19 protein-coding genes and 1 other annotated feature are annotated in these 23,524 nt (G+C 60.9%); of the genes, 4 read left to right on the top strand and 15 right to left on the bottom strand.

Annotation, left to right across the window (positions count from 1 at the left end; genetic code table 11):
- Window positions 1–25: 25 nt before the first annotated feature.
- From GUC32_RS05060 to GUC32_RS05005, 12 genes are all read right to left on the bottom strand, one after another.
- Window positions 26–1,330, bottom strand: a complete 1,305-nt coding sequence (locus GUC32_RS05060) for an inosine/guanosine kinase (RefSeq protein WP_025301797.1) — start codon at window positions 1,328–1,330, stop codon at window positions 26–28.
- 90 nt (window positions 1,331–1,420) lie between these two features.
- Complete coding sequence (hemH, locus tag GUC32_RS05055) at window positions 1,421–2,383, bottom strand: ferrochelatase (RefSeq protein ID WP_004940253.1); 963 nt, start codon at window positions 2,381–2,383, stop codon at window positions 1,421–1,423.
- Between the two features lie 119 nt (window positions 2,384–2,502).
- Window positions 2,503–3,666, bottom strand: coding sequence for a glycerate kinase (locus tag GUC32_RS05050; RefSeq protein WP_025301796.1), 1,164 nt, complete (start codon window positions 3,664–3,666; stop codon window positions 2,503–2,505).
- A 9-nt stretch (window positions 3,667–3,675) separates the two neighbouring features.
- A complete protein-coding gene (locus GUC32_RS05045) occupies window positions 3,676–4,941 on the bottom strand; it encodes a GntP family permease (RefSeq protein WP_369435588.1) in 1,266 nt (421 codons plus the stop codon).
- Window positions 4,942–5,060: 119 nt separating this feature from the next.
- On the bottom strand, window positions 5,061–6,194 hold the full coding sequence (locus GUC32_RS05040; RefSeq protein ID WP_025301794.1) for a sugar diacid recognition domain-containing protein: 1,134 nt from the start codon (window positions 6,192–6,194) through the stop codon (window positions 5,061–5,063).
- Between the two features lie 166 nt (window positions 6,195–6,360).
- On the bottom strand, window positions 6,361–7,005 hold the full coding sequence (gene adk, locus GUC32_RS05035; RefSeq protein WP_025301793.1) for an adenylate kinase: 645 nt from the start codon (window positions 7,003–7,005) through the stop codon (window positions 6,361–6,363).
- A gap of 203 nt (window positions 7,006–7,208) precedes the next feature.
- Complete coding sequence (htpG, locus tag GUC32_RS05030; protein ID WP_038628970.1) at window positions 7,209–9,074, bottom strand: molecular chaperone HtpG; 1,866 nt, start codon at window positions 9,072–9,074, stop codon at window positions 7,209–7,211.
- A 144-nt stretch (window positions 9,075–9,218) separates the two neighbouring features.
- Window positions 9,219–9,824: a recombination mediator RecR gene (gene recR, locus GUC32_RS05025; protein WP_025301791.1), complete on the bottom strand. Its 606-nt coding sequence runs from the start codon at window positions 9,822–9,824 to the stop codon at window positions 9,219–9,221.
- Entirely contained in the window at window positions 9,824–10,153 is a 330-nt protein-coding gene (locus GUC32_RS05020) for a YbaB/EbfC family nucleoid-associated protein (RefSeq protein WP_025301790.1), read from the bottom strand. Before GUC32_RS05020 ends, recR begins: the two co-directional genes overlap by 1 nt.
- Window positions 10,154–10,194: 41 nt before the next feature.
- The gene (gene dnaX, locus GUC32_RS05015; RefSeq protein WP_127146258.1) at window positions 10,195–12,153 is read right to left on the bottom strand and encodes a DNA polymerase III subunit gamma/tau; all 1,959 of its coding nucleotides are present in this window, start codon (window positions 12,151–12,153) and stop codon (window positions 10,195–10,197) included.
- Window positions 10,798–10,862, bottom strand: a sequence feature (DnaX frameshifting element). Its footprint overlaps the gene before it by 65 nt.
- A 92-nt stretch (window positions 12,154–12,245) precedes the next feature.
- Complete coding sequence (gene apt, locus GUC32_RS05010) at window positions 12,246–12,797, bottom strand: adenine phosphoribosyltransferase (RefSeq protein WP_019454166.1); 552 nt, start codon at window positions 12,795–12,797, stop codon at window positions 12,246–12,248.
- A gap of 153 nt (window positions 12,798–12,950) precedes the next feature.
- On the bottom strand, window positions 12,951–13,331 hold the full coding sequence (locus tag GUC32_RS05005) for a DUF454 family protein (RefSeq protein ID WP_043135674.1): 381 nt from the start codon (window positions 13,329–13,331) through the stop codon (window positions 12,951–12,953).
- Window positions 13,332–13,465: 134 nt separating this feature from the next.
- Between GUC32_RS05005 and priC the strand changes: the two genes are divergently transcribed.
- Together priC and rsmS are read left to right on the top strand one after the other, a co-directional pair.
- Window positions 13,466–14,002 (top strand): primosomal replication protein PriC, encoded by a 537-nt coding sequence (gene priC / locus GUC32_RS05000; RefSeq protein ID WP_025301787.1) that lies wholly within the window; start codon window positions 13,466–13,468, stop codon window positions 14,000–14,002.
- Between the two features lie 106 nt (window positions 14,003–14,108).
- Window positions 14,109–14,288 (top strand): pleiotropic regulatory protein RsmS, encoded by a 180-nt coding sequence (gene rsmS / locus GUC32_RS04995; RefSeq protein ID WP_016928837.1) that lies wholly within the window; start codon window positions 14,109–14,111, stop codon window positions 14,286–14,288.
- Between the two features lie 41 nt (window positions 14,289–14,329).
- Here the strand turns inward: rsmS and mscK are convergent, their stop codons facing one another.
- From mscK to acrR, 3 genes are all read right to left on the bottom strand, one after another.
- Window positions 14,330–17,713: a mechanosensitive channel MscK gene (gene mscK, locus GUC32_RS04990; RefSeq protein ID WP_369435587.1), complete on the bottom strand. Its 3,384-nt coding sequence runs from the start codon at window positions 17,711–17,713 to the stop codon at window positions 14,330–14,332.
- A 100-nt stretch (window positions 17,714–17,813) separates the two neighbouring features.
- Entirely contained in the window at window positions 17,814–18,167 is a 354-nt protein-coding gene (locus GUC32_RS04985) for a DsrE/DsrF/TusD sulfur relay family protein (RefSeq protein ID WP_004940282.1), read from the bottom strand.
- An 11-nt stretch (window positions 18,168–18,178) separates the two neighbouring features.
- Entirely contained in the window at window positions 18,179–18,853 is a 675-nt protein-coding gene (acrR, locus tag GUC32_RS04980; RefSeq protein WP_043135668.1) for a multidrug efflux transporter transcriptional repressor AcrR, read from the bottom strand.
- Between the two features lie 142 nt (window positions 18,854–18,995).
- Here acrR and sdeX point away from each other — a divergent pair, with 142 nt between their 5' ends.
- A complete protein-coding gene (gene sdeX, locus GUC32_RS04975) occupies window positions 18,996–20,183 on the top strand; it encodes a multidrug efflux RND transporter periplasmic adaptor subunit SdeX (protein ID WP_025301784.1) in 1,188 nt (395 codons plus the stop codon).
- Between the two features lie 17 nt (window positions 20,184–20,200).
- A complete protein-coding gene (gene sdeY, locus GUC32_RS04970; protein ID WP_025301783.1) occupies window positions 20,201–23,347 on the top strand; it encodes a multidrug efflux RND transporter permease subunit SdeY in 3,147 nt (1,048 codons plus the stop codon).
- The last annotated feature ends 177 nt before the right edge of the window (window positions 23,348–23,524 follow it).

Genomic DNA, 23,524 nt, shown 5'->3' with positions numbered 1-23,524 from the left:
CCGGACCTTTTTTTGTGCGCGCGGGTTAACGCTCCCAGTAAGACTCTTCCAGGCTGTCTTCGCGCTCCGGCAGGCCGCGAGTGAGGCGCGGCGAATGCTGGTTCAACACCTGGTAGCTGACGCGGTTGGCGTATTTGCACACCTGCGCCAACGAAGAGTATGTCAGGTAACTGCGCACGTGCTTGCTGGAATTCGGCACGTTATGGCGGTGATAGCCGTTCGCGGCGATATCGTGCAGCAACGCCGACAGTGCGCCGTCGCCGGCGCCGTTGGTGTTCATGATCCTCTCGGGGCCGCCCATATAAGGCGCGATGTGCGAATAAACGCGCAGCGGATTTTCACAGTGTTCGCGGCGCATGGCGCGGCTGAATTCGTAGCGGTTGAACTCGGCGATATGCCCCGGCAGCAGCGGGTGCTGGGTCTGGCGCTTGTTGGCTTCTTCGGTGTAACCCGCCATATACAGGCCGTTCGGCCCGGCGGTGCACAGCACCAGATCCACCCACTCCAGCGCCATGTCCGAGGCGGTCAGCGGATCGCTCAGCCCGGTCAGCTCCAGCGCTTCGTCTTCATTCATCGCCAGAATCGTCACGTTTTCCTTCAGGAAGTCGCGCCACCACTGCGGGTTGTCGGCGATCACGTACTTGGTGCCCAGCGTCAACACCACCGGCACGTCGTGTTTTTTGGCATATTCGATCGCCTGCAGGGTGGCGGCCTTCATCGGCTCCCCCTCCTTACAGCGCACCAGATAAGAGCTCAGCACCAGCGCCGACGCGCCGGCGATCACCTCTTCAGGAATGCTTTCCGGGCGCAGCTGGTTCATTTGGCCAGGGTTGATGGCGAAGGTGCGCTCGCCGCTTTCCCCGATCAGCGTGAAGCAGCGGCCGATGGCGCCGTCTACGCCCTGCAGATAGTTGAGATCGGTACGGCTGGAGGTATTGCACAGATAACGGTAGGCGTAGCTGCCGATTTTCACGTTGCTGCACATCACGCCGAGCAGCACCGAGCGATCGTCCGCCAGCACCGAATAGTTGTGCATGGTGTTACCGATGGTGCCGCCGGCGAACTGATGGGTAACCAGGTTGTTTTCGTTCAGTTCCTGATACAGCGCCTCGGCGACGTCGTCTTCGATCACCAGAGAGTGGCCCAGGCTCAGGCCGTAGCGCTGGACAAAAGCGTCGTCCACTTTCGCCTCGATATCCACCAGCGTCTGATCGATGCCGACGATATACGAGGTGCTGATTTCACTTTCGGGCTGAGCCTGCTGCAGAAGCGGATCGCGGGCGCTCACCGGGAAATAGTGTTTGGACTTGCGTTTACCAGGAAATTTCATGTGATTGGCGGTGGTGACGGTTTAACAAGCGGAGAATGTTAACACATCCCCGCCCGATCACGATGCATCTAATAGACAGATTATGGATGATTACAGGCGCTGCGCCACCAGCTGCTGCATCATATCGATATGCGCCGGCTCGTCGTTCAACGCCGAGATATATTCAAACTTCTCGCCGCCGGCCTTGAGGAAGATCTCGCGGTTCTGTTCTTTGATCTCTTCCAGCGTTTCCAGGCAGTCCGCCGAGAAACCGGGGCAAATCAGCTGAATGTGCTTCACGCCCTGCGCCGGCAGCCCCTTCAGGGTCTCATCGGTGTATGGCGTCAGCCACGGCTCGCGGCCAAAGCGCGATTGGTACGTCATCATCACGCGCTCCGGCGCCAGCGGCAGCGTGGCGCTCAGCGCACGCAGCGTATCCTCGCAGCGCTGCGGGTAGTCGTCGCCCAGGCGCGCATAGCGTTTGGGGATGCCGTGGAACGACAGCACCAGCCGATCCGGCTGGCCGTGCTCGGCGAACGAGCGCTCCACGCTTTGCTGCAGCGCGGCGATATAGGCCGGGTGTTCGGCGTAATCGCGGATGAAGGCCACCGACGGCAAGCGGCGATAGCCTTTCAGCACTCGCGCTACGCCATCCCATACCGCCGCGCTGGTGGAACAGGAGTATTGCGGGTAGAGCGGCAGCACCACCAGGTTGGTCACACCTTGCGCCAGCAGCTTGTCGATGGCTTCCGCCAAACTTGGCGAGCCGTAGCTCATTCCCAGCTCCACCGGCGTATTCGGCATGCGCGCCGCCAGCGCCCGCTGTTGGCGGCGGCTGTATACCAGCAGCGGCGAGCCTTCTTCCATCCACACCGACTGATAGAGCTTCGCCACGCGCGGCGAGCGGATCGGCAGGATCGCGCCGTTGAGGATCGGCCACCAGATCAGCGGCGCCGTGTCGACCACGCGATCGTCACTGAGGAATTCCTTCAGATAGCGTTTGACCGCCGACGAGGTCGGCGCATCTGGTGTGCCCAGGTTCACCAGCAATACGCCGTGTTTCTCTTGCTTCATCTCAGTTCCCCTCATTTCCTTTCCGGCCGGCATTCCGTTCTGGGTCGGGATGTCAGCAGCCATTAATGCCGGCTATTGTAACGGAAAAGTCCTGCGTCGGAACCGATAACAGCAACAGGTTATCCCTGTGGGCTTCCCCCTTGCGCCAGTTGCCATACCGCCGCCACGTTGCGCGCCGTCACCTGCAGATTGCGATCGGCGTCCGCCAGCGCGTCTTCCAGCGTCACGATGCGATCGAGCACCGAAAACGCCGCATCGATGCCGTGTTGATGCACCACCGAATAATCCGGCGTCAGGCTGCCGGCGATGGCGATCACCGGCACGCCGTGACGCTTGGCCACTCGCGCCACGCCGATCGGCGTTTTGCCGTGGATCGACTGGCTGTCCAGCCGCCCTTCGCCGGTGATCACCAAGTCGGCATCGCGCACCGCTTCATCCAGGCGCAGGGTTTCGGTGACAATCTCGATGCCCGGCCGCAAGCGCGCTTCGAGCATGCCAAGCAGCGCCGCCCCCATGCCGCCGGCCGCGCCCGCCCCTGGCTGGGTCAGCACGGCGCGGCCGGTTTCCCGCTCCAGCAGTTCGCCATAGTGATGCAGCGCCGCATCGAGCTGGGCCACCATCTCCGGCGTCGCCCCCTTCTGCGGCCCGAACACCGCCGACGCGCCCTTTTCGCCGCACAGCGGGTTATCCACGTCGCAGGCGGCGGTTACGCTCACCCGTTGCCAACGCGCGTCCAGCCCGGCGAGATCGAGATGCGCCAGCTGCGCCAGTGCCGCACCGCCCACCGGCAGCGGCCGGCGATCCTTATCCAGCAATTTAACGCCCAGCGCCTGCATCATCCCAGCGCCGCCGTCGTTGGTGGCGCTGCCGCCGATGCCGAGAATGATCGCCTTCACGCCGCGCTCCAGCGCCGCCAGCATCAGCTCACCGGTGCCGTAACTGGTGGTGATGCGCGGATCGCGCCGGTTGGGCGGCGCCAAATGCAGCCCGGAAGCGGCGGCCATTTCAATCACCGCGGTTTCGCCGTCGCCCAGCAGGCCATAAAATCCCAACACCGGCTCCCCCAGCGGCCCGGTGACCGTCACCTGGACGATTTCGCCGCCGGTGGCCGCCACCATCGACTCCACTGTGCCTTCGCCGCCGTCCGCCATCGGCAGCTTCACGTAGTGCGCCTGCGGGTAAATTTGGCGGAATCCCCGCTCGATGGCGTCAGCGACGCCGAGCGCGCTCAGGCTCTCTTTGAAAGAATCCGGGGCAATAACCACTTTTTTCAGCGTTTTCATCACTGTTCCTTATCCCGCCAGGTTAAATACGCCAAACATCAGCGCCGAGATTGCCGCAATGGTGAACCCCACCAGCGTTTCATACGGCAGCAGCTTCAGCCGCTCGTGCACCGCCATATTGACGCTGCCGCCGGTGGCGTGGAAGAAGCTGCCGTGCGGCAGGTGATCCAGCACCGTGGCGCCCGCATGGATCATCGCCGCACCGGCCAATCCGCTCACCCCCAGCTCGAGCAGCGTGGAGCTGAACACCCCGGAAGCCACGGCGGTGCCGGCGGTGGTCGAGGCGGTCGCCATCGACATCAGCGCGCCGGACAGCGGCGCCAGCAGCCAGGCCGGTAGCCCGGTGTGCGTCAAACCGTTAATCAAGACATCCTTCAGCGCCGAGTTGGCGATAATGCCCGCCAGCGTGCCGGTGCCGAGCAGCATAATCGCCACCGGCGCCATGCGCGACAGGCCGGAAACCATAAACTGATTGCACTGGCGGATGCGCCCCATCAGCAGCGCGCCCGCCAACCCGCCAGCAGGCAGCGCGATCAGCGGATCGACGGCGATACCGGCGATCGGCCGCAGCGACAGCAGCAGGATCGCCACCAGCGGCGCGCTGATCGCCGCAGCGAAGCCCGGCCGCGCCCCTTCGGCATGCTGAGTCAGCTCTTCAGCCATCACCCTGCCGCCTTTATCGCTCAGGCGGCGCGCCAGCAGATAGGCCACCACCAGGCCGCACAGCCCCGGCACGATGCCGGCCATCATCACCGAAGTGAGCGGCACGTGGAAGTTGTCCGCCGCCGCGATGGTGTTCGGGTTGGGAGACATCACGTTGCCGGCCTTGCCGCCGCCGATCATCGCCAGCAGGATCGCCGCGCGCGAAATGCCGGCCCTCTGGGCGATCGACAGCGCGATCGGCGCGACGGTGATCACCGCCACATCGATAAACACCCCCACCGCCGTCAGGATCAGTGTAGCCACCGCCAGCGCCAGCAGCGCGCGGGTTTCGCCCACCTTGCGCACGATGGTTCCGGCGATGGTGTGCGCCGCGCCGGATTCGATCAGCACCCCGGCCAGCACCCCCGCCGCCAGAATGCGCATCACGGCGTTGGTGATGCCCTGCGCCCCGCCGATCATCAGCGTTACGGTCTGCACCAGATCGGCGCCGCCGCACAGCCCGCCCGCCAGCGCGCCGGCAATCATGCCGTAAGCCGGCGGCACCTTGCGTAGGATCAGGACGATGGCGACGGCTAACGCCACCAGCGCTCCCAGAGTGGATACGGTTGTCATTGTTGTTTTCTCCGTGGTTGATGTGCAGGCCAACATATCCCGCGCGCCCGGCGTTGACCTGAGGGGAAACAACAAAAAATTGCCGAAGGAACGGCGCGAAATTTGTGGGTTGGCACAACTCAGTCGTGCATCAGCATGCCGATATACAACCGCAGAGCGTCGGTTAATTGATTGATTTTCATGCCAGTTATGGCTTCGATACGCTGCAGGCGGTAGCGCAGGGTATTGACGTGAATATGCAGCTGCGCGGCGGCCTGCGTCTGATCACAATTCTGCGAAAAATAGTGGCGCAGCGTGGCGCGCAGCACGCCTTTTTCATCCTGTTCGCCCAGCGTCCGCCAGGGGCGCCCCAGCTCTTGCGCTCGCCAGTCCTCCCCGAGATCGCACAGCAGCGACGGCAGCGGATAGTCGTGGTAGAACAGCGTGGCGTGACGCAGTTTCAGGCGCTGCGCCATTGCCTGGGTGGCACGCGCCGTCAGGCTGGAACGGTAGGCGCTTTGCGGATCGTCATAAAAACCGCCGACGATCAGCCGCACCCGAAAGCGGTGTTTTAGCTGGTTTTGCAAACGCTGCGCCTGCTGGCGCTCCAGCTTCAAACTCCATTCGCCCTGAGCCATGCAGGCCGGGCGCAACAGGGTCATTTCATTGAAGCCGGTAATGGCGATCAACGCGTCGCGCTGGGTGGCCTCCAGCTCCGCCAACAGCTCACGCAGCAGGTGCGGCTGCGCCTCTTGCAGCTCGACGATCCAGACGATGCGCGCCTGGCGCAGATCCAATCCCAGATACGCCGCCATCGCCTCCAGCGACGCGGTGTTCGGCTGCGGTTGCAGCAGCTGATTCGCCAGCTCTTCCCGGTAACGTTTTTCCCACTGGTGCTGATCCAGCAGCGCCGCCTGCTCCACCATCATCTCCGCCGCCATCTTCACCAGCTCGGCATAGGCGCGCACCTCGGCCGGCTCGCCGGAGATGCCGATCACCCCCACCCGCTGATTGCGAAAGCTGAACGGCAGGTTGATGCCGGGCCGCACGCCCTTCAGGTGTTCGGCGGTGGCGCGGTCGATTTCCACCACCCGGTTCTCCGCCAGCGCCAGCACCGCGCCTTCATGACGCTGGAACAGGCGCTGCGGGTTGCCGGAGGCGATGATCACGCCGTTGCTGTCCATCACGTTGACGGAATGGCTGATGATGCCCATCGCCCGCTGGACGATCTGGCGCGCGGTGGCTTCCGCCAGAAGATTGGTTTGTCTGAGCATGCCCGGCTCCCTGCTGAGGGTGAAAACGCAGGCTTGTTATACGCCATTTGGCGCGGGCGATTAACGGGCACGGCCGCAACAAGCTGCCGCGATCACAATTTGGCGGGAAAACGGCAAAAAAAAACGCCGGACCACAGGCCCGGCGTCATGCACAGCCAGTTTGCTATCAACCGAGGATAGTCGCCAGCTCTGCGCTCACTTCGGCCACCTTGCGGGTGCCGTCGATTTTGCGGTATTGGGTGTTGCCCGCTGCCGCTTCTTTGCTGTAGTAAGAGATCAGCGGCGCAGTCATCTGATGGTATTCCACCAGGCGCTTGCGCACGGTCTCTTCCTGATCGTCCTTGCGCGTGGTCAGCTCTTCGCCGGTCACGTCGTCTTTGCCTTCCACCTGCGGTGGGTTGAACTTCACGTGGTAGACGCGGCCGGACGGCGCGTGTACGCGGCGGCCAACGATGCGGTCAACGATCAGCTCGTCCGGCACGTCGAACTCCAGCACGAAGTCCACGTTGATGCCGGCTTCTTTCATCGCGTCAGCCTGCGGAATGGTGCGTGGGAAGCCGTCCAGCAGGAAGCCCTTGCGGCAATCTTCCTGCGTGATGCGCTCTTTGACCAGCGCGATCACCAGCTCATCGGTCACCAGCTTGCCGGCGTCCATGATCTCTTTCGCCTGCTTGCCCAGTTCACTGCCGGCCTTCACGGCTGCGCGCAACATGTCACCGGTGGAGATTTGCGGAATGCCGTATTTCTCCATGATGAATTGAGCCTGAGTACCTTTACCAGCGCCCGGAGCGCCCAGCAGAATGATACGCATTGCGTAAATCCCCTTGCTATGTAGTTTTTATAAAATTGCGAAAACGCTCAACGATACCATTTCAGGGGGGGCAGGCTCAAGGCGCGCGAAGGAAATCGATTGCGGAATGTGCAAAAAAACGGACGAACAAAAGGCAAGAAAAAGCGGGGAAAAACCGGAAATACGCCCCTAACGGTGCCGTTAAGGGCGCATATCTTCAGCTTTTAAGCGGACAGCAACTTATTCATGCGACGGATGAACAAGTTCGGATCCTCCAGCGTGCCGCGTTCAGCCAGCAGCGCCTGATCCAATAACAGGTCGATCCATTCGGCGAAATGTTCGTTATCGCCCACGTCGGATGCTCGTTTGACCAGCGCATGCTCGGGATTAAGCTCGAAAATGTACTTCACTTCCGGCGCCTGCTGACCGGCGGCGGCGAACAGCTTGGCCATCTGGGTGCTCATTTCGTCGGCGTCGGTCACCACGATCGCCGGCGTATCGGTCAGGCGGTGCGTCAGGCGTACATCCTTCACACGCTCGCCCAGCAGGGTTTTCACACGTTCGATGAACGGTTCCAGCTGCTTCTCGGCCGCCTTCTGCTCTTCGGTTTCATCCGCCAGTTTATCCAGCGTTTCATCCGCTTTGCTGACCGACTGGAACGGCTTGCCGTCGAACTCGGTCAGGTAGCTCATCATCCACTCGTCGATGCGATCGGACAACAGCAACACTTCGATGCCTTTCTTGCGGAACAGCTCCAGATGCGGGCTGCTCTTGGCGGCGGCGTAGCTGTCGGCGGTGATGTAGTAAATCTTTTCCTGCCCTTCCGCCATGCGGCCGACGTACTCTTCCAGCGACACGGTCTGCGCCGAGCTGTCGCCGTGGGTGGTCGCGAAGCGCAGCAGTTTGGCGATCGCCTCCTGGTTGCCGTTGTCTTCCGCCGGGCCTTCTTTCAGCACCAGACCGAACTGCTGCCAGAATTTCTGGTAGCCTTCGGCGTCGTCTTTGGCCAGCTTATCCAGCATCTGCAGCACACGCTTGGTCAGCGCACCGCGCAGGTTCTGCGTCACACGGCTGTCTTGCAGGATCTCGCGCGACACGTTCAGCGGCAGATCGTTGGAATCGATCAGGCCGCGCACGAAGCGTAGGTAGTTCGGCATGAACTGCTCGGCGTCGTCCATGATGAACACACGCTGCACGTACAGCTTCAGGCCGTGCTTGTGATCGCGGTTCCACATGTCCCACGGCGCCTGCGCCGGGATATACAGCAGGCTGGTGTACTCCTGCTTGCCTTCCACCCGGTTGTGGCTCCAGCTCAGCGGATCGGTGAAGTCATGGGCGATGTGTTTGTAGAACTCTTTGTACTCTTCGTCGGTGACGTCAGCCTTGCTGCGGGTCCACAGGGCCTGCGCCTTGTTGATCTTCTCCCAGGTGACGGTGCCGTCTTCTTCGTTCTTGCTTTCGATCTCTACCGGCAGGGCGATGTGATCGGAATATTTGCCGATCACCGAGCGCAAGCGCCAGGCGTCGAGGTACTCATCTTCGCCTTCGCGCAGATGCAGGGTGATTTCGGTGCCGCGGGTCTCTTTGGTGATGTCGGCGATGGTGTAGTCGCCTTCACCGGCGGACTCCCAGAACACGCCTTCGTCATCGGCGGCGCCGGCAGCGCGGGTGCGCACGGTCACTTTGTCCGCCACGATGAACGCCGAGTAGAAACCGACGCCGAACTGGCCGATCAGTTGGCTGTCTTTCGCCTGATCTGAACCGATGGATTCCAGGAACGCTTTGGTGCCCGATTTGGCGATGGTGCCGAGGTTTTCGATCACTTCTTCGCGGCGCATGCCGATACCGTTGTCGGCGATGGTCAGGGTGCGCTGCTCTTTATCGAAGGACAAGCGCACGCGCAGCTCGCCGTCGCCGGCATACAGCTCTGGCGCGGACAGGGCGCGGAAGCGCAGCTTGTCGGCGGCGTCAGAGGCGTTGGAAATCAGCTCGCGCAGGAAAATTTCTTTGTTGGAGTACAGCGAATGGATCATCAAATGAAGCAGCTGTTTTACTTCAGACTGGAACCCGCGGGTTTCTTGACCTTTCATACTCATTGATTACCTCAAAAGACAATGGCTACCAAAATCGAACAATGAGGATCAGATGAGGGTCAGGGTCTTGTTTTTCAAGCGGACGGCGGGAAATTTTTGGCAAAAAAACGACGGGGCCGAGTGGCCCCGTCCGGGAAAACATCAGAACTTGATGGCGTGACGCCCGGCCAGCGAATGCGACAGCGTGGTGCCGTCGACCATCTCCAGCTCGCCACCCACCGGTACGCCGTGGGCGATGCGGCTGGCGAGCACGCCATACTGGCCGCACATCTCGGCGATGTAGTTGGCAGTCGCTTCCCCTTCCACCGTCGGGTTGGTGGCGAGGATCACTTCGGTGATGCTTTCCTTTTCCAGCCGTTGCTCCAGGCGATCGAGACCGATATCCCCCGGCCCGATGCCATCTAGCGGCGACAGATGGCCCATCAGCACAAAGTAGCGCCCGGCGAACTGGCCGGTCTGCTCGATGGCGTGAATATCCGCCGGGCTTTCCACCACACAAATCTGGCCGTTTTGCTGACGGCGCGGATTGGCGCAGATGGTGCAGATGTCCTGCTCGGTGAAGGTGCGGCAGTCGGCGCAGTGGCCGATTTCCGACATCGCGCGCGTCAACGCCTGCGCCAGGCGCATGCCGCCGCTGCGATCGCGCTGCAGCAACTGAAACGCCATGCGCTGCGCCGATTTCGGGCCGACGCCCGGCAGGCAGCGCAGCGCCTCCATCAGGGATTCAAGGAGCGGGCTGGTTTGCATCAGAACGGCATCTTGAAGCCAGGCGGCAACTGCATGCCGCTGGAAACGGAGGCCATTTTCTCTTTCTGAGTCTCTTCGATGCGGCGCGCGGCGTCGTTAAACGCGGCGGCGATCAGATCTTCCAGCATGTCTTTGTCATCTTCCATCAGGCTAGGATCGATCTCCACGCGGCGGCAGTTGTGTGCGCCGTTGATGGTGACTTTCACCAGGCCTGCGCCAGACTCGCCGGTCACTTCCAATTTGGCGACTTCTTCCTGCATCTGCTGCATTTTTTCTTGCATTTGCTGGGCTTGCTTCATCAGGTTGCCCAGACCGCCTTTACCAAACATAGTCGTCTCTCGTCGCTAGGGCCGCGCACCTCGCGCGGCGTTTAAAGGGGGCGGATACTCTCTTCATCCAGATCCGCGTCGAAGAACCGGCACAGCGTCTGGATATGGGTATCCGCAACGATGGACTGGCGCGCCTGCGCCAGCTTTTCTTCATAGATGGCTTGTCGCCACTCCAGCGGGGTGCGCTCCGCCGGATTATCGTCCTCCACCACGGTCAGCTCAACCGGGCTGCCGTACAGCTCGCCGAGCGCTTCGGCCAGCGTCTTCTGCGCCGAAGGCGAATTCAGATGGCGCTGCGAAGACCGCAGATGGAGGTTAATCTTGCCCGCTTCCGGCTGCTGCTTGAAGGCGTTCAACGCCAGCTGCTGCACCAGTTTCGGGATCTTGAGCTTATCGATTTCCGCCGCCCAGGCGTCGCGCTCCAGCGATTCCACCACCAGCTTGGCGGCCAGCTCCGGCGTTTTCTCGTGCTCCAACGCCGTGCGCAGCGCTTTCGGCGTCGCCAACGGTTCCGGCGCCGCTTCCGGCTCGGTCTGCGCGCGCCAGCGATAGGCTTCCGGCTTCGCCGGTTTTTCCGGCACCTTCTTCTCCGCCAGGCGCTGCTGGCTACGCTCGGTCACGGAAGCCAAACGCCCCAGCGCCGAGTTTGCCGGCCGCGCTATTCCTGGCGCCGCCGGCTCATTCTTTTTTGGTGTGGATGCTCCCTGCTGCCGTTGCAGCTGGGACCGCGCTTTCAACAGCTGGGCGGTGGCATCCGGTAAAGGGGTCGATGATTGTCGCTGCGGCGCGGCCGGCTGCCCTAGCGGGGGCGGCACGTCCTGAAACTGCGGCGGCTGTGGCGATGTGGCCTGCTGCGGTTGCGCCATCGGCGCCGGCGCGGTCTGCACCAACGCCACCGGCTCCGGGATCACCGCTTTCGGGTGAAACGCCAGCGCACGCAGCAGGGTCATCTCAACCCCCATGCGACGATCCGGCGCATAGGCCAGCTCTTTGCGGCCCACCAACAGCGTTTGGTAATAGAGTTGCACATCGGCCGGCGGCAGAGTGCGCGCCAGCTCACGCAGCCGTTGTTCTACGGCGGCGTAGTGGTTGTCGAGCATCGAAGGCAGCAGTTGCACCATCGCAATGCGGTGCAGCAACGCCAGCGTCTCCACCAGCAGGTTTTCCCAGTCCACGCCGCGCGAAGCGGCCTGCGCGACCTGCGCCATCACCTTTTCGCCGTCGGCGCTGACCAGCGCTTCGAGGATCGCCAGCGGCTGCTCGTCATCGAGCGTGCCGAGCATCTGGCTGACGGTGGCGGCGGTCACCTGCCCCTGCCCCATGGCGATCGCCTGATCGGTCAGGCTCAGCGCATCGCGCATGCTGCCGTCGGCGGCGCGCGCCAGCAGTTGCAGCGCGCGGGCGTCGCTGGTGATCTGCTCCGCCGTCAGCACCGTTTCCAGCTGCTGACGGATCTGATCGACGTCCAGCGCTTTGAGGTGAAACTGCAGGCAGCGGGAAAGAATGGTCACCGGCAATTTTTGCGGATCGGTGGTGGCCAACAGGAATTTCACGTGCGATGGCGGCTCTTCCAGCGTCTTCAGCAACGCGTTGAAGCTGTGGCGCGAGAGCATGTGCACTTCATCGATCAGGTAGACCTTGAAGCGGCCGCGCGCCGGCGCGTACTGAACGTTGTCCAGCAGATCGCGGGTATCTTCCACCTTGGTGCGGGAAGCGGCGTCGATCTCGATCAGATCGACGAAACGCCCCTGTTCGATCTCACGGCAGTTGTCGCATTGGCCGCACGGCGTGGCGGTGATGCCGGTTTCACAGTTCAGGCCTTTGGCCAGCAGGCGCGCGATGGTGGTTTTCCCCACGCCGCGGGTGCCCGAGAACAGATAGGCGTGATGGATCCGCCCCAGCGAGAGGCCGTTGGCCAGCGCGGTCAGGACATGTTCCTGGCCGACCACGTCTGCGAACGTTTGAGGGCGCCACTTACGGGCGAGAACCTGATAGCTCATTAATACCGGAGAAGTCGAGTAATCTGGAGGGTCATGCTAACACAGCCCCGCGGCGATCCGCGAGGCCGTTGTGCCCAAGGGGCGATGCCGCATCAATGGCCGGCGAAGTCCACCAGGCAGTAGCAGTCGATACCCAGCTTGTTCAGACGCGCTTCCCCGCCCAGATCCGGCAGGTTGATGATGAACGCGGCGTCTTTCACTTCACCGCCCAGACGGCGGATCAGTTTGGTGGTTGCTTCGATGGTGCCGCCGGTCGCCAGCAGATCGTCCACCACCAGCACTTTGTCACCCGCGGTGATGGCGTCGGTGTGGATCTCCAGCTTGTCGGTACCGTACTCCAGCTCATAGCTTTCGCTGAGCGTGGCACGCGGCAGTTTGCCCGGTTTGCGCACCGGCACGAAACCGACGCCCAGCGCCAGCGCGACGGGCGCACCGAACAGGAAACCACGCGCTTCGGTACCCACCACCTTGGTCACGCCCGCTTCGCGATAGCGCTCAACCAGCAGCTCGATGCTGGCGGCGTAGGCCAACGGGTTTTCCAGCAGGCTGGTCACGTCGCGGAACAGGATGCCCGGCTTCGGATAATCCGGGATGGTTTTGATACTGTCTTTAATAAACTGAAGCTGCTGCGCAGTAGCGGTCATAATTGTTGCCTGATAAAGCTGCCTGAAAACCGGCGCGCCGCTCACCCGCCGCCTCTGGGTGAAACACACCGGAGAAGGAATGGCAGGCGATCCGCGCACGAAAACGCCCAAATCTATGCAAACTGGCGGACAAATGCAACCAGCGGCGCACAATCAGCGCTGTTTTTGTTGCGACAGGTCAATAACCGGCAGGCGCAGCATAAAGGTCAGCAAAATAGCCAACATCAGCAGCAACAGACCGCGCACCCACCAGATTTTCACCAGCCACAGCGAACAGGCGAAGGTCAGCACGATCACTAGCACCGCCTTCCACTTCGCTCCCGGCGGCAGCGCGCGATGCTGCTGCCAGTGGCGCAGATAAGGGCCAAACCAGGAACGGTACAGCAGCCAGTGATGAAAGCGCGGCGAAGAGCGGGCGAAGCACCAGGCAGCCAACAGCAGGAACGGCGTGGTCGGCAACAGCGGCAGCACCACGCCCAACGTCGCCAGCACCACCGCCAGCCAGCCCAAAATGATCAATAACCCTCGCTTCATGCGGCTCTTCGCTCCTCAATCGGTTGCGGCTTACTGTAGCATCGGCGCCGCGCCGGCGGAATATGCATGCGGCGCTTGTTTCAGGGCGGCATCGCGGGCAAGCTTACGCCTGTTGAAATCAAGAGGGAGCTTATGTGAGCACTCAGCGTCTATTACAGGTGTTGGCGCAGCAGATCGCGGCGCTGGCGGCCGAAGTCACTCCGCGCGGCGACGCCCCGATCCCGCAGGCGCGCTTCGACGCCGCCCTGTTCGCCAACCGCGGCACGCGGCTGCGCGACTACCTGGCCGAGGTGGAGAAAAACTTCGCCCAGCTGCAAAACGCCGCTAACGACAGCCGCGCCAGCCAGGTGGCCTTTCTGGCCGAAAAACTGGTTGCCCAAATCTCTGCCCTGCAGCGCGAGCTGGCAACCCAGGCGCTACGGCGCAAGAATCAGCCGAAGGAAGCCCCCGAGGCCGATCTGTACCACAAGCTGGCCGAGCACCAGGATTACGAACGCCGGCTGATCGCCATGATTCAGGATCGGGAAAGCCTGCTGGGGCGCCAGACCACGCTGGCGGCGCAACAAAAGCTGCAGCACGAGCTGGCGGCGCTGGAGGGGAGACTGATGCGCTGCCGTCAGGCGCTGGCGCGCATCGAGCGCAATATCGAGCGCAAAGAAAACGGTTTTTGAAGATTTATCACAATATTTTAATGATTATTCCCGGTTGCGCGCCGGGTTCACTATACTCTGGCGAGACACGAGTTTTTCATCCCATTAATTAATAAGCGCAGGTGCTATGTCTCTGGAAAATGCCTCACCCGAACTGCAGCTGGCGGTAGACTTGATTTACCTGCTGGAATGCAACGAGATCGATCCGGCTACCGCGTTGGCAGCACTGGATATCGTCAAACGGGATTATCAGGAAAAGCTGCAGCGCGCCGGCGTCACCTCTCCCTATCTGCCTGCCGGACAGTAACCAGGGACAGCACCGCTGTCCCTTCCATCTTTCAACGCACATCAGCCCGCCGTCTGGCCGCCTTCATCCGGCGAGAGCGTTCTTTTCACTTCCTGCACTTCATTGCCCTGCTGATTATGCAGATACACCTCCAGCTGATTGAAGGCAATGTCGATGTCGTTTTCCCGGCACAAGCGGTCGATTGAGCGGTTCAGTTCGTCCACCGTGTAGCTGCGATCGCGCAGTTCCCGCACATAGAGCCGCAGTTCGTGATCCAGCGTGCTGGCGCCGAAGTTGAGGAAGAACACCTGCGGTTCGGGATCGGTCATCACCCGCGGGTTGTCGTGCGCCGCCTGCAGCAGCACCTTTTTCACCTTGTCGAGATCGGAACCGTAGGCCACGCCCACCTTGATCAGCACGCGGGTGATGGTGTCGGACAGTGACCAGTTGATCAGCCGCTCGGTGACGAACGCCTTGTTCGGAATGATCACCTCTTTGCGATCGAAGTCGGTAATGGTGGTGGCACGAATGCGGATCTTGCTGACCGAACCGGAGAAGGTGCCGATGGTGATGGTATCGCCGATGCGGATCGGGCGTTCGAACAGAATGATCAGGCCGGAGACGAAGTTGGCGAAGATCTCCTGCAGGCCAAAGCCAAGCCCGACCGTCAGACCGGCGGCCAGCCATTGCAGTTTGTCCCAGGATACGCCCAGCGATCCCAGCGCAACCACGGCGCCCACGGCGGTGATCAGGTAAGTGAGCACGGTGGTGATGGCATAAGACGCCCCCTGCCGCAGCTGCAGCCGCGACAGCACCACCACCTCCAGCAGGCCGGGCAAGTTGCGGGTGAGCACATAAGCGACGATCACCGCGGCGATCGCCACCATCATGTTACCCAGCGTCACCGCCTGCGACACGCTGCTGCCCGCTACGGTGCTGGTGTAATGCCACAGCGTGATGCTGTCCAGATAAGCGATGACCGTCACCAGATCCGACCAAATGGCGTAGAAGGCGCTGGCGAAGATGGCGAACAGCACCAGGGTGGTCAGGCGCAGCGACTGCTGGTTGATCTGATCGAGCGCCAGCGGCGGCTCTTCCACCACCGCTTCGCCGCCTTCGGCTCCCTCTTTCGCCACGTTTTGCCGCCGCGCCAGCGCGCGCCGGTAGGCCAGACGCCGCGCCGCCACGCTCAGGCCGCGCAGCGCGGTCAGGTACACAATATTCCACAGAAAGAACAGATACAGGCTGTCTATCCAGCGGCTGGCCAGCCGCAGCGTGGTATAAAAGTAGCCGGCGAACATCAGCCCCAGCAGGATTAGCGGCGTGGCGGCCAGCGCAGTGACCATCACCAGCCGCACGGCGTGCGACCCCTTTTCACGCCAGCTGTCGCGACACAGCGGGAACACCAGCACCGTGAGCAGCGCCAGCGTCAACATCACCACGATCTGGCCGATGACGTCTTCCACCAGGCGCAGCGGCGCTTTCTCGCCCAATACCGACCAGAAGATCAGCGGTTGCAGCGCCAGCCCCAGCCGCAGCGTCTGGCGGCGGTAATGCGCGCACAGGTTGGCGCCGAAGTTGAAATGCCGCTCGGCGATGCCGCCCGGTTTCAGCATGCGGTAACTGAAAGCGAATACCAGCCATGACAGCGCCAGCTGCTGCGACAATGCCCAGATAAAGTCGCTGATGCCGAAATCCGCGCGATACATCCAGAAACCGACGCCGAGGAGTAACGCGGCGCCGGGCAACACTTTCAGCAAGGTCAGCGCGATGGCCTTCGGCGTGTGCAGCTGGCCGTCGCGCTTCAGTTGCCCCACGTCGTTGGCCAGTTTTTGCAAATGACTGTCGATCAGCCGGTAGCGCCAGCGCAATACCCCGATCGCCAACAGCAACGGGATCAGGAACACCAGCGCATTCAACCCGCCCTGCACCAGCTTGCCGCCGTCGAATTTGAGATCGAGCCCGGCAATCTGATCGCGCACCGCCTCGGGCATCGCCTTCAGCCACGCCAGATCGACCGGCTTGTTGCTGTTGACCCAGAAAATCTGCTGGGTCAGCGTATCCTGCAGCGAGCCGTAGACGCTGGTGAGCTGCTGTTGGTTGATCTGCAGGTTGATCGACAGCGACAGCTGGTTGCTGAGCTGCTTGTTCAGCTGATCCAGCAGTTCGCGGCGCATGTCGACGATCTCGTTCAGTGCGTCGATCACTTCCGGGCCGGCCTTTTCCTTGCTTTCGGCCACCAGCTGGTTGATGTAATCCTCACCCTTGAACAGATCGTCGCGTTGCTGATTGATATCGAACTGCTCCAGCCGCAGATCGGCGATGCGCGTGTCTATATCAGCCAGCAGCGTGCCCTGCGGCAGGCTCTGCTGCTGCTGATACAGAATGCGCGACAGCACCAGGCTGCCCTTCAGCACCTGGATCTGCTCTTTCAGGTTACGTTCCGCCTGCAGACCGCGATCGAGCCAGTTTTTGACCCGAATATTCTGCTGGAACAGGGTGTTGCTCTCTTCGGTGGCGGCAATCAGCTGTTGGCTCAACTGTCGGTTGACGTCCAGCTGCTTGCTGACCAGCTGATCGTGCTGGATATCGGTGGCGTCTTCCGGGTTCTGCGCCTCTTTGGCGGTTTTTTCAGACAGCGTCAGGCGCTTGCTGTTGACGAGCTCCTGCAGCAGCTGCACCGACCGATCCAGCGCATCGATATGCGCCGTGGTGTAATCACGCTGTTTTTGCAGCAGATCTTGTAGCGTGGTGTTGGCTTCCAGGCTCTTGCGCTGCAGCTCCAACTGCGCGTTGAGCAGCGCCTGTTCGGTGGCCAGCATGACCTGCTGGCTATTGCGCAGCGAATCTTGCCCCGGCGTCTGGCCGCTGAGCTGGCTGCGGATCTCCTGCAGGCGCTGCGAAGCGGCGTACATGGTGCTCTGCACCCGTTCAGGCTGGGTTTGCAGCGACACCAGTTGGCTGTTGTAGGTCGAGAGGCTCTCCTGCGCGCTTTGCAGCTCGTCGAGCGTTTGATACAGCCGGCTTTCCAGCTGGCGCAGCGACAGCGGCAACAGCGCGGCGCGCGCGGCCGCGTTGTCCGTCGGCTGCTTCAGCGCATCCAGTTCGGCGGTGACCTGATTGAGCTTCGCCGGCGCCTGCTGCACCTGCTGTTTAAGCTGTGCGACGTCTTGCCGGTTGCGCTCGATGGCATCCAGCAGTTCCAGCGTGCGGGTCAAATCCTGCTGGGAGAGCTTTTCGACCGGCGTCAGGGCTTTTTGTTTGTTCAGCGTTTCCAGCTGGCTTTGCACTTCGCTGCGCTGCGGCAGATCGCCGTTCAGCGCCGCCTGTGCCGGCAAGCAACACGCAAAAATCAGGAAAAGGAGTGTCACGGCGGCGATGCGCCGCCGGCATGCGCCGACAAACGTGAGCGGCGTCAGAGAAGGCAGAGTCAACCAGCGATGCATGATTTGGCTTCGGATCGGTAAAGAAGCCTGAAGATTATCACGACCGCCGGCGGGCAACGAACAACAAAAACGTTGCCGGTGATGTCTCGTTGTCGCGAAATCAGAAAGTCAGCACTTTCTCCGCCGCCAGCGTCCACTGCGCCAGCTCGACCAAGGTGCCGATCGCCACGCCGTCCGCCAGCGGCAAGCGGCTGACGCCGCGCGCGTCGGCGCAGGTCTTGCACAGCTTGACCGGCACCTGCTGCGCGGTGAGGATCTCCAGCATCTGCTGCAGATGGTACCCTTCGTGCGGCTGCTGTCCGGCCAGCCCGGCCACCACCGCGTCGGACATCAGAAACAGCCGCAGGTCGAGGCTGCTCTGCTGCTCTTTCATGGCGATGGCCAACCGCAGCGCATTGAACAAGGATTCATGGCCATAGGCGGCGCCATTGGCAATAAGAACAACTGATGACATGAAATCTCTCCTTATAAAGGAACGCGGTCGGCGTCAGGCGTCACCGCGTCGGGTTTGAGGCGCAAGGTGGGGCAAAACTGCAGCATCTCCAAAAACGCGTCCACCAGCGCTTCGGCTTCGGCCCGCAGATCGAAACTTTCCGGCATAAACAGCCAGTTTTCCATCAGGCCGGTGATATAACCGCGCAGGATGATCGCCGCACGACGGGTATGTAAATCGGCGGGCAATTGCCCGTGGTGAATGCAGTTATACAGCACCGCTTCGATGCGTTCATAACCGGCGAGGTACAGCACCTTGCGCGAATCCAGCAGCGGCATCATTTCACCGACAAACTCGCATTTGTGGAATATAATTTCCATCAACGCCCGCCTACGGCCGTCTTCAACCGTAGACGTCAGAATGTAAATCAGAATTTCTCGGATAACCCGCAGTGGATTATCGGGAAACTTTGCCTGATACTCTGTTTCGAGCTGGTCAATTTTCGGCTCGGTAGATTCCCAAACTTCATTAAACAGGTCTACCTTATTCTTGAAGTGCCAGTAGATGGCTCCACGCGTAACCCCGGCAGCGGTGGCAATATCTGTCAGTGACGTTGCAGCAACGCCACGTTCAGAGAACTCTCTCACCGCAGCATCAAGGATTTGCTGTCGGGTTTCTTGCGCCTGCTGTTTGGTTTTTCGTGCCATGGCATTGTTATTTAGGGGGAGTGTGATTTACATACATTCGCGAATGTATGTACCATAGCACGCACATATAATTAACGCAGCAATGGGTTTTAAAGCTTGTGATCCATTGATCATTTTGAAATCGGACACTTGAGGTTTTTCTATGAACAAAAACAGAGGGTTAACGCCTCTGGCGGCCGTTCTGATGCTTTCAGGCAGCTTAGTGCTAACAGGATGTAACGATAAAGAAACCCAACAGCAAGGCGCCCAACAACAGGCGCCTGAAGTGGGCGTAGTCACCTTGAAGGCTGAGCCTCTCAACATTACTACCGATCTTCCTGGCCGCACCGCTGCGTATCGTATCGCCGAAGTTCGCCCTCAGGTCAGCGGCATCATCCTGAAGCGCAACTTCGTTGAAGGCAGCGATATCAAGGCCGGGACGTCTCTGTACCAAATCGATCCCGCAACCTATCAAGCCAGCTACGACAGCGCGAAAGGCGATTTGGCCAAAGCACAGGCCAGCGCTTCCATCGCACGCGTGACGGTAAACCGCTACAAGCCATTGCTGGGCACGAGCTACATCAGTAAACAGGACTACGACAACGCCGTCTCCACGCTGCAGCAGGCGGACGCCGCCGTCGTGGCCGCCAAGGCCGCCGTGGAAACCGCGCGCATCAACCTGGCGTACACCAAGGTGACCTCTCCGATCTCCGGCCGCATCGGCAAGTCCGCCGTGACCGAAGGCGCTCTGGTCAGCAACGGCCAGGCAACCGCACTGTCTACCGTGCAGCAGCTGGATCCGATGTATGTCGACGTCACCCAGTCAAGCACTGATTTCCTGCGCCTGAAGCAAGAGCTGGCCAGCGGCGCGCTGAAGCAGGAAAACGGCAAGGCAAAAGTGAAACTGATGCTGGAAAACGGCACCGAATACGCGCAGGAAGGCACGCTGGAGTTCTCTGACGTCACCGTCGATGAAACCACTGGCTCCATCACCATTCGCGCCCTGTTCCCTAACCCGAACGATACGCTGTTGCCGGGCATGTTCGTACGCGCCCGTCTGGACGAAGGCGTGCGCAGCGATGCGCTGCTGGTGCCTCAGCAAGGCGTTACCCGCAACCCGCGCGGCGACGCGACGGCGTTGGTGGTAGGGGCAGACGACAAAGTTGAGCTGCGCACGCTGAAGGCCGACCAGGCGATCGGCGACAAATGGCTGGTTACCGATGGCCTGAAATCCGGCGATCGCGTGATCGTCTCCGGCCTGATGAAAGTGCATCCGGGCGCGCAGGTAAAAGTGCAGGAAGTTGACACTCAGGCGCAAAAACAGCCGCAGTCTGAAGCGCAGAAGTCATAAAAAGGAGCCTGTAATACATGGCTAAGTTCTTTATAGATCGCCCGATTTTCGCCTGGGTAATCGCCATCATCGTCATGTTGGCGGGGGTGCTTGCAATAATGAAACTGCCAATCGCGCAGTATCCCACTATTGCACCGCCGGCGGTGAGTATTTCCGCCAACTACCCGGGCGCAGATGCCAAAACGGTGCAGGATACCGTCACGCAGATTATCGAACAGAACATGAACGGTATCGATAACCTGATGTACATGTCCTCCACCAGTGATTCCTCTGGTAGCGTCACCATTACCCTGACGTTTGATTCCGGCACCGATCCTGACATCGCGCAGGTTCAGGTTCAGAACAAACTGTCGTTGGCCACCCCGTTGCTGCCGCAAGAAGTTCAGCAACAGGGCCTGAAAGTAGAAAAATCCAGCAGCAGCTTCCTGATGGTGGCCGGCTTCGTTTCCGACGATCCGAACATGACTCAGGACGATATTGCGGACTACGTGGCGTCCAACATCAAGGACCCGATCAGCCGTTCGTCCGGCGTGGGTGAAGTGCAGCTGTTCGGTGCCCAGTACGCGATGCGTATCTGGCTGGATCCGAACAAGCTGAACAACTTCCAACTGACGACCACGGACGTGACCTCCGCCATCACCGAGCAGAACAACCAGATCGCCGCAGGCCAGCTGGGCGGCCTGCCGCCGGTGCCGGGGCAGCAGTTGAACGCCTCGATCATCGCGCAGACCCGTCTGACTTCGCCGGAAGAGTTCGGCAAGATCCTGCTGAAAGTGAATACCGACGGTTCTCAGGTACGCCTGCGCGACGTCGCTCATATCGAGCGCGGCGCGGAAAGCTATGCCGTTACCGCTCGCTACAACGGCAAGCCTGCCGCCGGCCTGGGTATCAAACTGGCGACCGGCGCCAACGCCTTGAACACCGCCAAAGGTGTGAAAGACGAGCTGGCCAAGATGGCGCCATTCTTCCCGCAAGGGATGAAAGTGGTTTATCCGTACGACACCACCCCGTTCGTTAAAATCTCCATCAACGAAGTGGTGAAAACGCTGATCGAAGCCATCATCCTGGTCTTCCTGGTGATGTATCTGTTCCTGCAGAACTTCCGCGCGACGCTGATCCCAACCATCGCGGTGCCGGTAGTACTGCTGGGGACCTTTGCGATCCTCGCCGCGTTCGGCTTCTCGATAAACACCCTGACGATGTTCGGCATGGTGTTGGCGATCGGCCTGCTGGTGGATGACGCCATCGTGGTGGTGGAAAACGTCGAGCGCGTCATGTCCGAAGAGGGGCTGCCGCCGAAAGAAGCTACCCGTAAATCGATGGGCCAGATCCAGGGCGCGCTGGTGGGTATCGCCATGGTGCTGTCGGCGGTATTCGTGCCGATGGCGTTCTTCGGCGGTTCAACCGGCGCCATCTATCGCCAGTTCTCGATCACCATCGTGTCCGCGATGGCGCTGTCGGTGCTGGTGGCCTTGATCCTGACGCCGGCGCTGTGCGCCACCCTACTCAAACCGATCCCGAAAGGCGATCACGGGGTTAAAACAGGCTTCTTCGGCTGGTTTAACCGCATGTTCGAGAAGAGCACGCATCACTATACCGACAGCGTGGGCAACATCCTGCGCAGCACCGGCCGCTATCTGATCATCTACCTGTTGATCGTGGTTGGCATGGGCCTGCTGTTCCTGCGCCTGCCTTCCTCGTTCCTGCCGGACGAAGATCAGGGCATTCTGTTGACCATGGTGCAGTTGCCTGCCGGTGCCACCGAGTCCCGTACCAACAAAGTGCTGGAAGAAGTCTCCGACTACTTCCTGAACAAGGAAAAGGACAACGTGGTTTCGGTGTTTACCGTCGCGGGCTTCGGCTTCAACGGTAACGGCCAGAACAACGGCCTGGCATTCGTCAGCCTGAAAGACTGGGGTGAGCGTCCAGGGGCCGGGAACAAGGTCGAGGCGATCGCGGGCCGTGCCATGGGTGCCTTCTCGCAGATTAAAGAAGGCCTGGTGTTCCCGTTCAACCTGCCGGCGATCATCGAACTCGGTACCGCAACCGGCTTCGACTTCGAGTTGATTGACCAGGGTGGCCTGGGGCACGAAAAACTGACCGAAGCGCGTAACCAGCTGTTGGGCATGGTTGCTCAGCATCCGGACGTGCTGGTGGGTGTGCGCCCGAACGGCCTGGAAGATACGCCGCAGTTCAAACTGATCGTCGATCAGGAGAAAGCCAAGGCGCTGGGCGTCAGCATCACTACCATCAACAGCACGCTGAGCACCGCCCTGGGTGGTTCGTACGTCAACGACTTCATCGACCGCGGTCGTGTGAAGAAGGTGTATGTACAGGCCGACGCGCCGTTCCGTATGCTGCCGGAAGACATCAACAAGTGGTACGTGCGCGGTACCAGCGGCCAGATGGTGCCATTCTCCGCCTTCTCTTCGGCGAAGTGGGAATACGGCTCACCGCGTCTGGAACGCTATAACGGCCTGCCGTCGATGGAAATTCTGGGCCAGGCCGCACCGGGCAAGAGTACCGGTGAAGCGATGAACCTGATGGAACAGCTGGCATCCAAACTGCCAAGTGGCATCGGTTACGACTGGACCGGTATGTCCTATCAGGAACGTCTGTCGGGCAACCAGGCGCCGGCGCTGTACGCCATCTCGATTCTGGTGGTGTTCCTGTGTCTGGCAGCGCTGTATGAAAGCTGGTCCGTGCCGTTCTCGGTCATGCTGGTATTGCCGCTGGGGGTTATCGGTGCGTTGCTGGCCGCGACGATGCGCGGCATGAACAACGACGTGTACTTCCAGGTGGGGCTGCTGACCACCATCGGTCTATCGGCGAAGAACGCCATCCTGATCGTTGAGTTCGCCAAGGATCTGATGGAGAAAGAAGGCAAAGGTCTGATCGAAGCGACGTTGGAAGCGGTGCGTATGCGTTTGCGTCCAATCCTCATGACGTCCCTGGCCTTCATCCTCGGGGTTCTGCCGCTGGTTATCAGCAGCGGCGCAGGCTCCGGCGCACAGAACGCGGTAGGTACCGGCGTAATGGGCGGGATGATCACTGCCACCGTCTTGGCGATCTTCTTCGTGCCGGTGTTCTTCGTGGTGGTTCGCCGCCGCTTCAGCAAGAAGAACGAGGACCTGGAACACAGCCATCCGGTAGAGCACCACTGATCGCTCAGTGATGTGAGCTCCACCCGATAACCGAAAAGGCCGCGCATGCGGCCTTTTTCTTTTGCTTCAGTTGCTTAATGCAAACCGTTCTCATTAATTCACTTTTGTGTGCAATTTGCGCTTGATCGCGATGCCAGGTCGGCGCATAATTATTGTTATAGTATAACATTACACGAG

Source organism: Serratia sp. NGAS9 (genome assembly GCF_009905295.1).
Classification (GTDB): domain Bacteria; phylum Pseudomonadota; class Gammaproteobacteria; order Enterobacterales; family Enterobacteriaceae; genus Serratia; species Serratia bockelmannii.
This window is presented reverse-complemented; position numbering and strand designations above follow the sequence as displayed.

Excerpts from the sequence above, each read along its gene's own strand:
- GUC32_RS05060 (WP_025301797.1), bottom strand. The coding sequence starts at position 1,330 with ATGAAATTTCCTGGTAAACGCAAGTCCAAACACTATTTCCCGGTGAGC.
- GUC32_RS04985 (WP_004940282.1), bottom strand. The coding sequence starts at position 18,167 with ATGTCATCAGTTGTTCTTATTGCCAATGGCGCCGCCTATGGCCATGAA.
- mscK (WP_369435587.1), bottom strand. The coding sequence starts at position 17,713 with ATGCATCGCTGGTTGACTCTGCCTTCTCTGACGCCGCTCACGTTTGTC.
- apt (WP_019454166.1), bottom strand. The coding sequence starts at position 12,797 with ATGACCGCTACTGCGCAGCAGCTTCAGTTTATTAAAGACAGTATCAAA.
- GUC32_RS05005 (WP_043135674.1), bottom strand. The coding sequence starts at position 13,331 with ATGAAGCGAGGGTTATTGATCATTTTGGGCTGGCTGGCGGTGGTGCTG.
- acrR (WP_043135668.1), bottom strand. The coding sequence starts at position 18,853 with ATGGCACGAAAAACCAAACAGCAGGCGCAAGAAACCCGACAGCAAATC.
- htpG (WP_038628970.1), bottom strand. The coding sequence starts at position 9,074 with ATGAAAGGTCAAGAAACCCGCGGGTTCCAGTCTGAAGTAAAACAGCTG.
- GUC32_RS05045 (WP_369435588.1), bottom strand. The coding sequence starts at position 4,941 with ATGACAACCGTATCCACTCTGGGAGCGCTGGTGGCGTTAGCCGTCGCC.
- recR (WP_025301791.1), bottom strand. The coding sequence starts at position 9,824 with ATGCAAACCAGCCCGCTCCTTGAATCCCTGATGGAGGCGCTGCGCTGC.
- sdeX (WP_025301784.1), top strand. The coding sequence starts at position 18,996 with ATGAACAAAAACAGAGGGTTAACGCCTCTGGCGGCCGTTCTGATGCTT.
- sdeY (WP_025301783.1), top strand. The coding sequence starts at position 20,201 with ATGGCTAAGTTCTTTATAGATCGCCCGATTTTCGCCTGGGTAATCGCC.
- dnaX (WP_127146258.1), bottom strand. The coding sequence starts at position 12,153 with ATGAGCTATCAGGTTCTCGCCCGTAAGTGGCGCCCTCAAACGTTCGCA.
- adk (WP_025301793.1), bottom strand. The coding sequence starts at position 7,005 with ATGCGTATCATTCTGCTGGGCGCTCCGGGCGCTGGTAAAGGTACTCAG.
- hemH (WP_004940253.1), bottom strand. The coding sequence starts at position 2,383 with ATGAAGCAAGAGAAACACGGCGTATTGCTGGTGAACCTGGGCACACCA.
- rsmS (WP_016928837.1), top strand. The coding sequence starts at position 14,109 with ATGTCTCTGGAAAATGCCTCACCCGAACTGCAGCTGGCGGTAGACTTG.
- GUC32_RS05040 (WP_025301794.1), bottom strand. The coding sequence starts at position 6,194 with ATGCTCAGACAAACCAATCTTCTGGCGGAAGCCACCGCGCGCCAGATC.
- GUC32_RS05050 (WP_025301796.1), bottom strand. The coding sequence starts at position 3,666 with ATGAAAACGCTGAAAAAAGTGGTTATTGCCCCGGATTCTTTCAAAGAG.
- GUC32_RS05020 (WP_025301790.1), bottom strand. The coding sequence starts at position 10,153 with ATGTTTGGTAAAGGCGGTCTGGGCAACCTGATGAAGCAAGCCCAGCAA.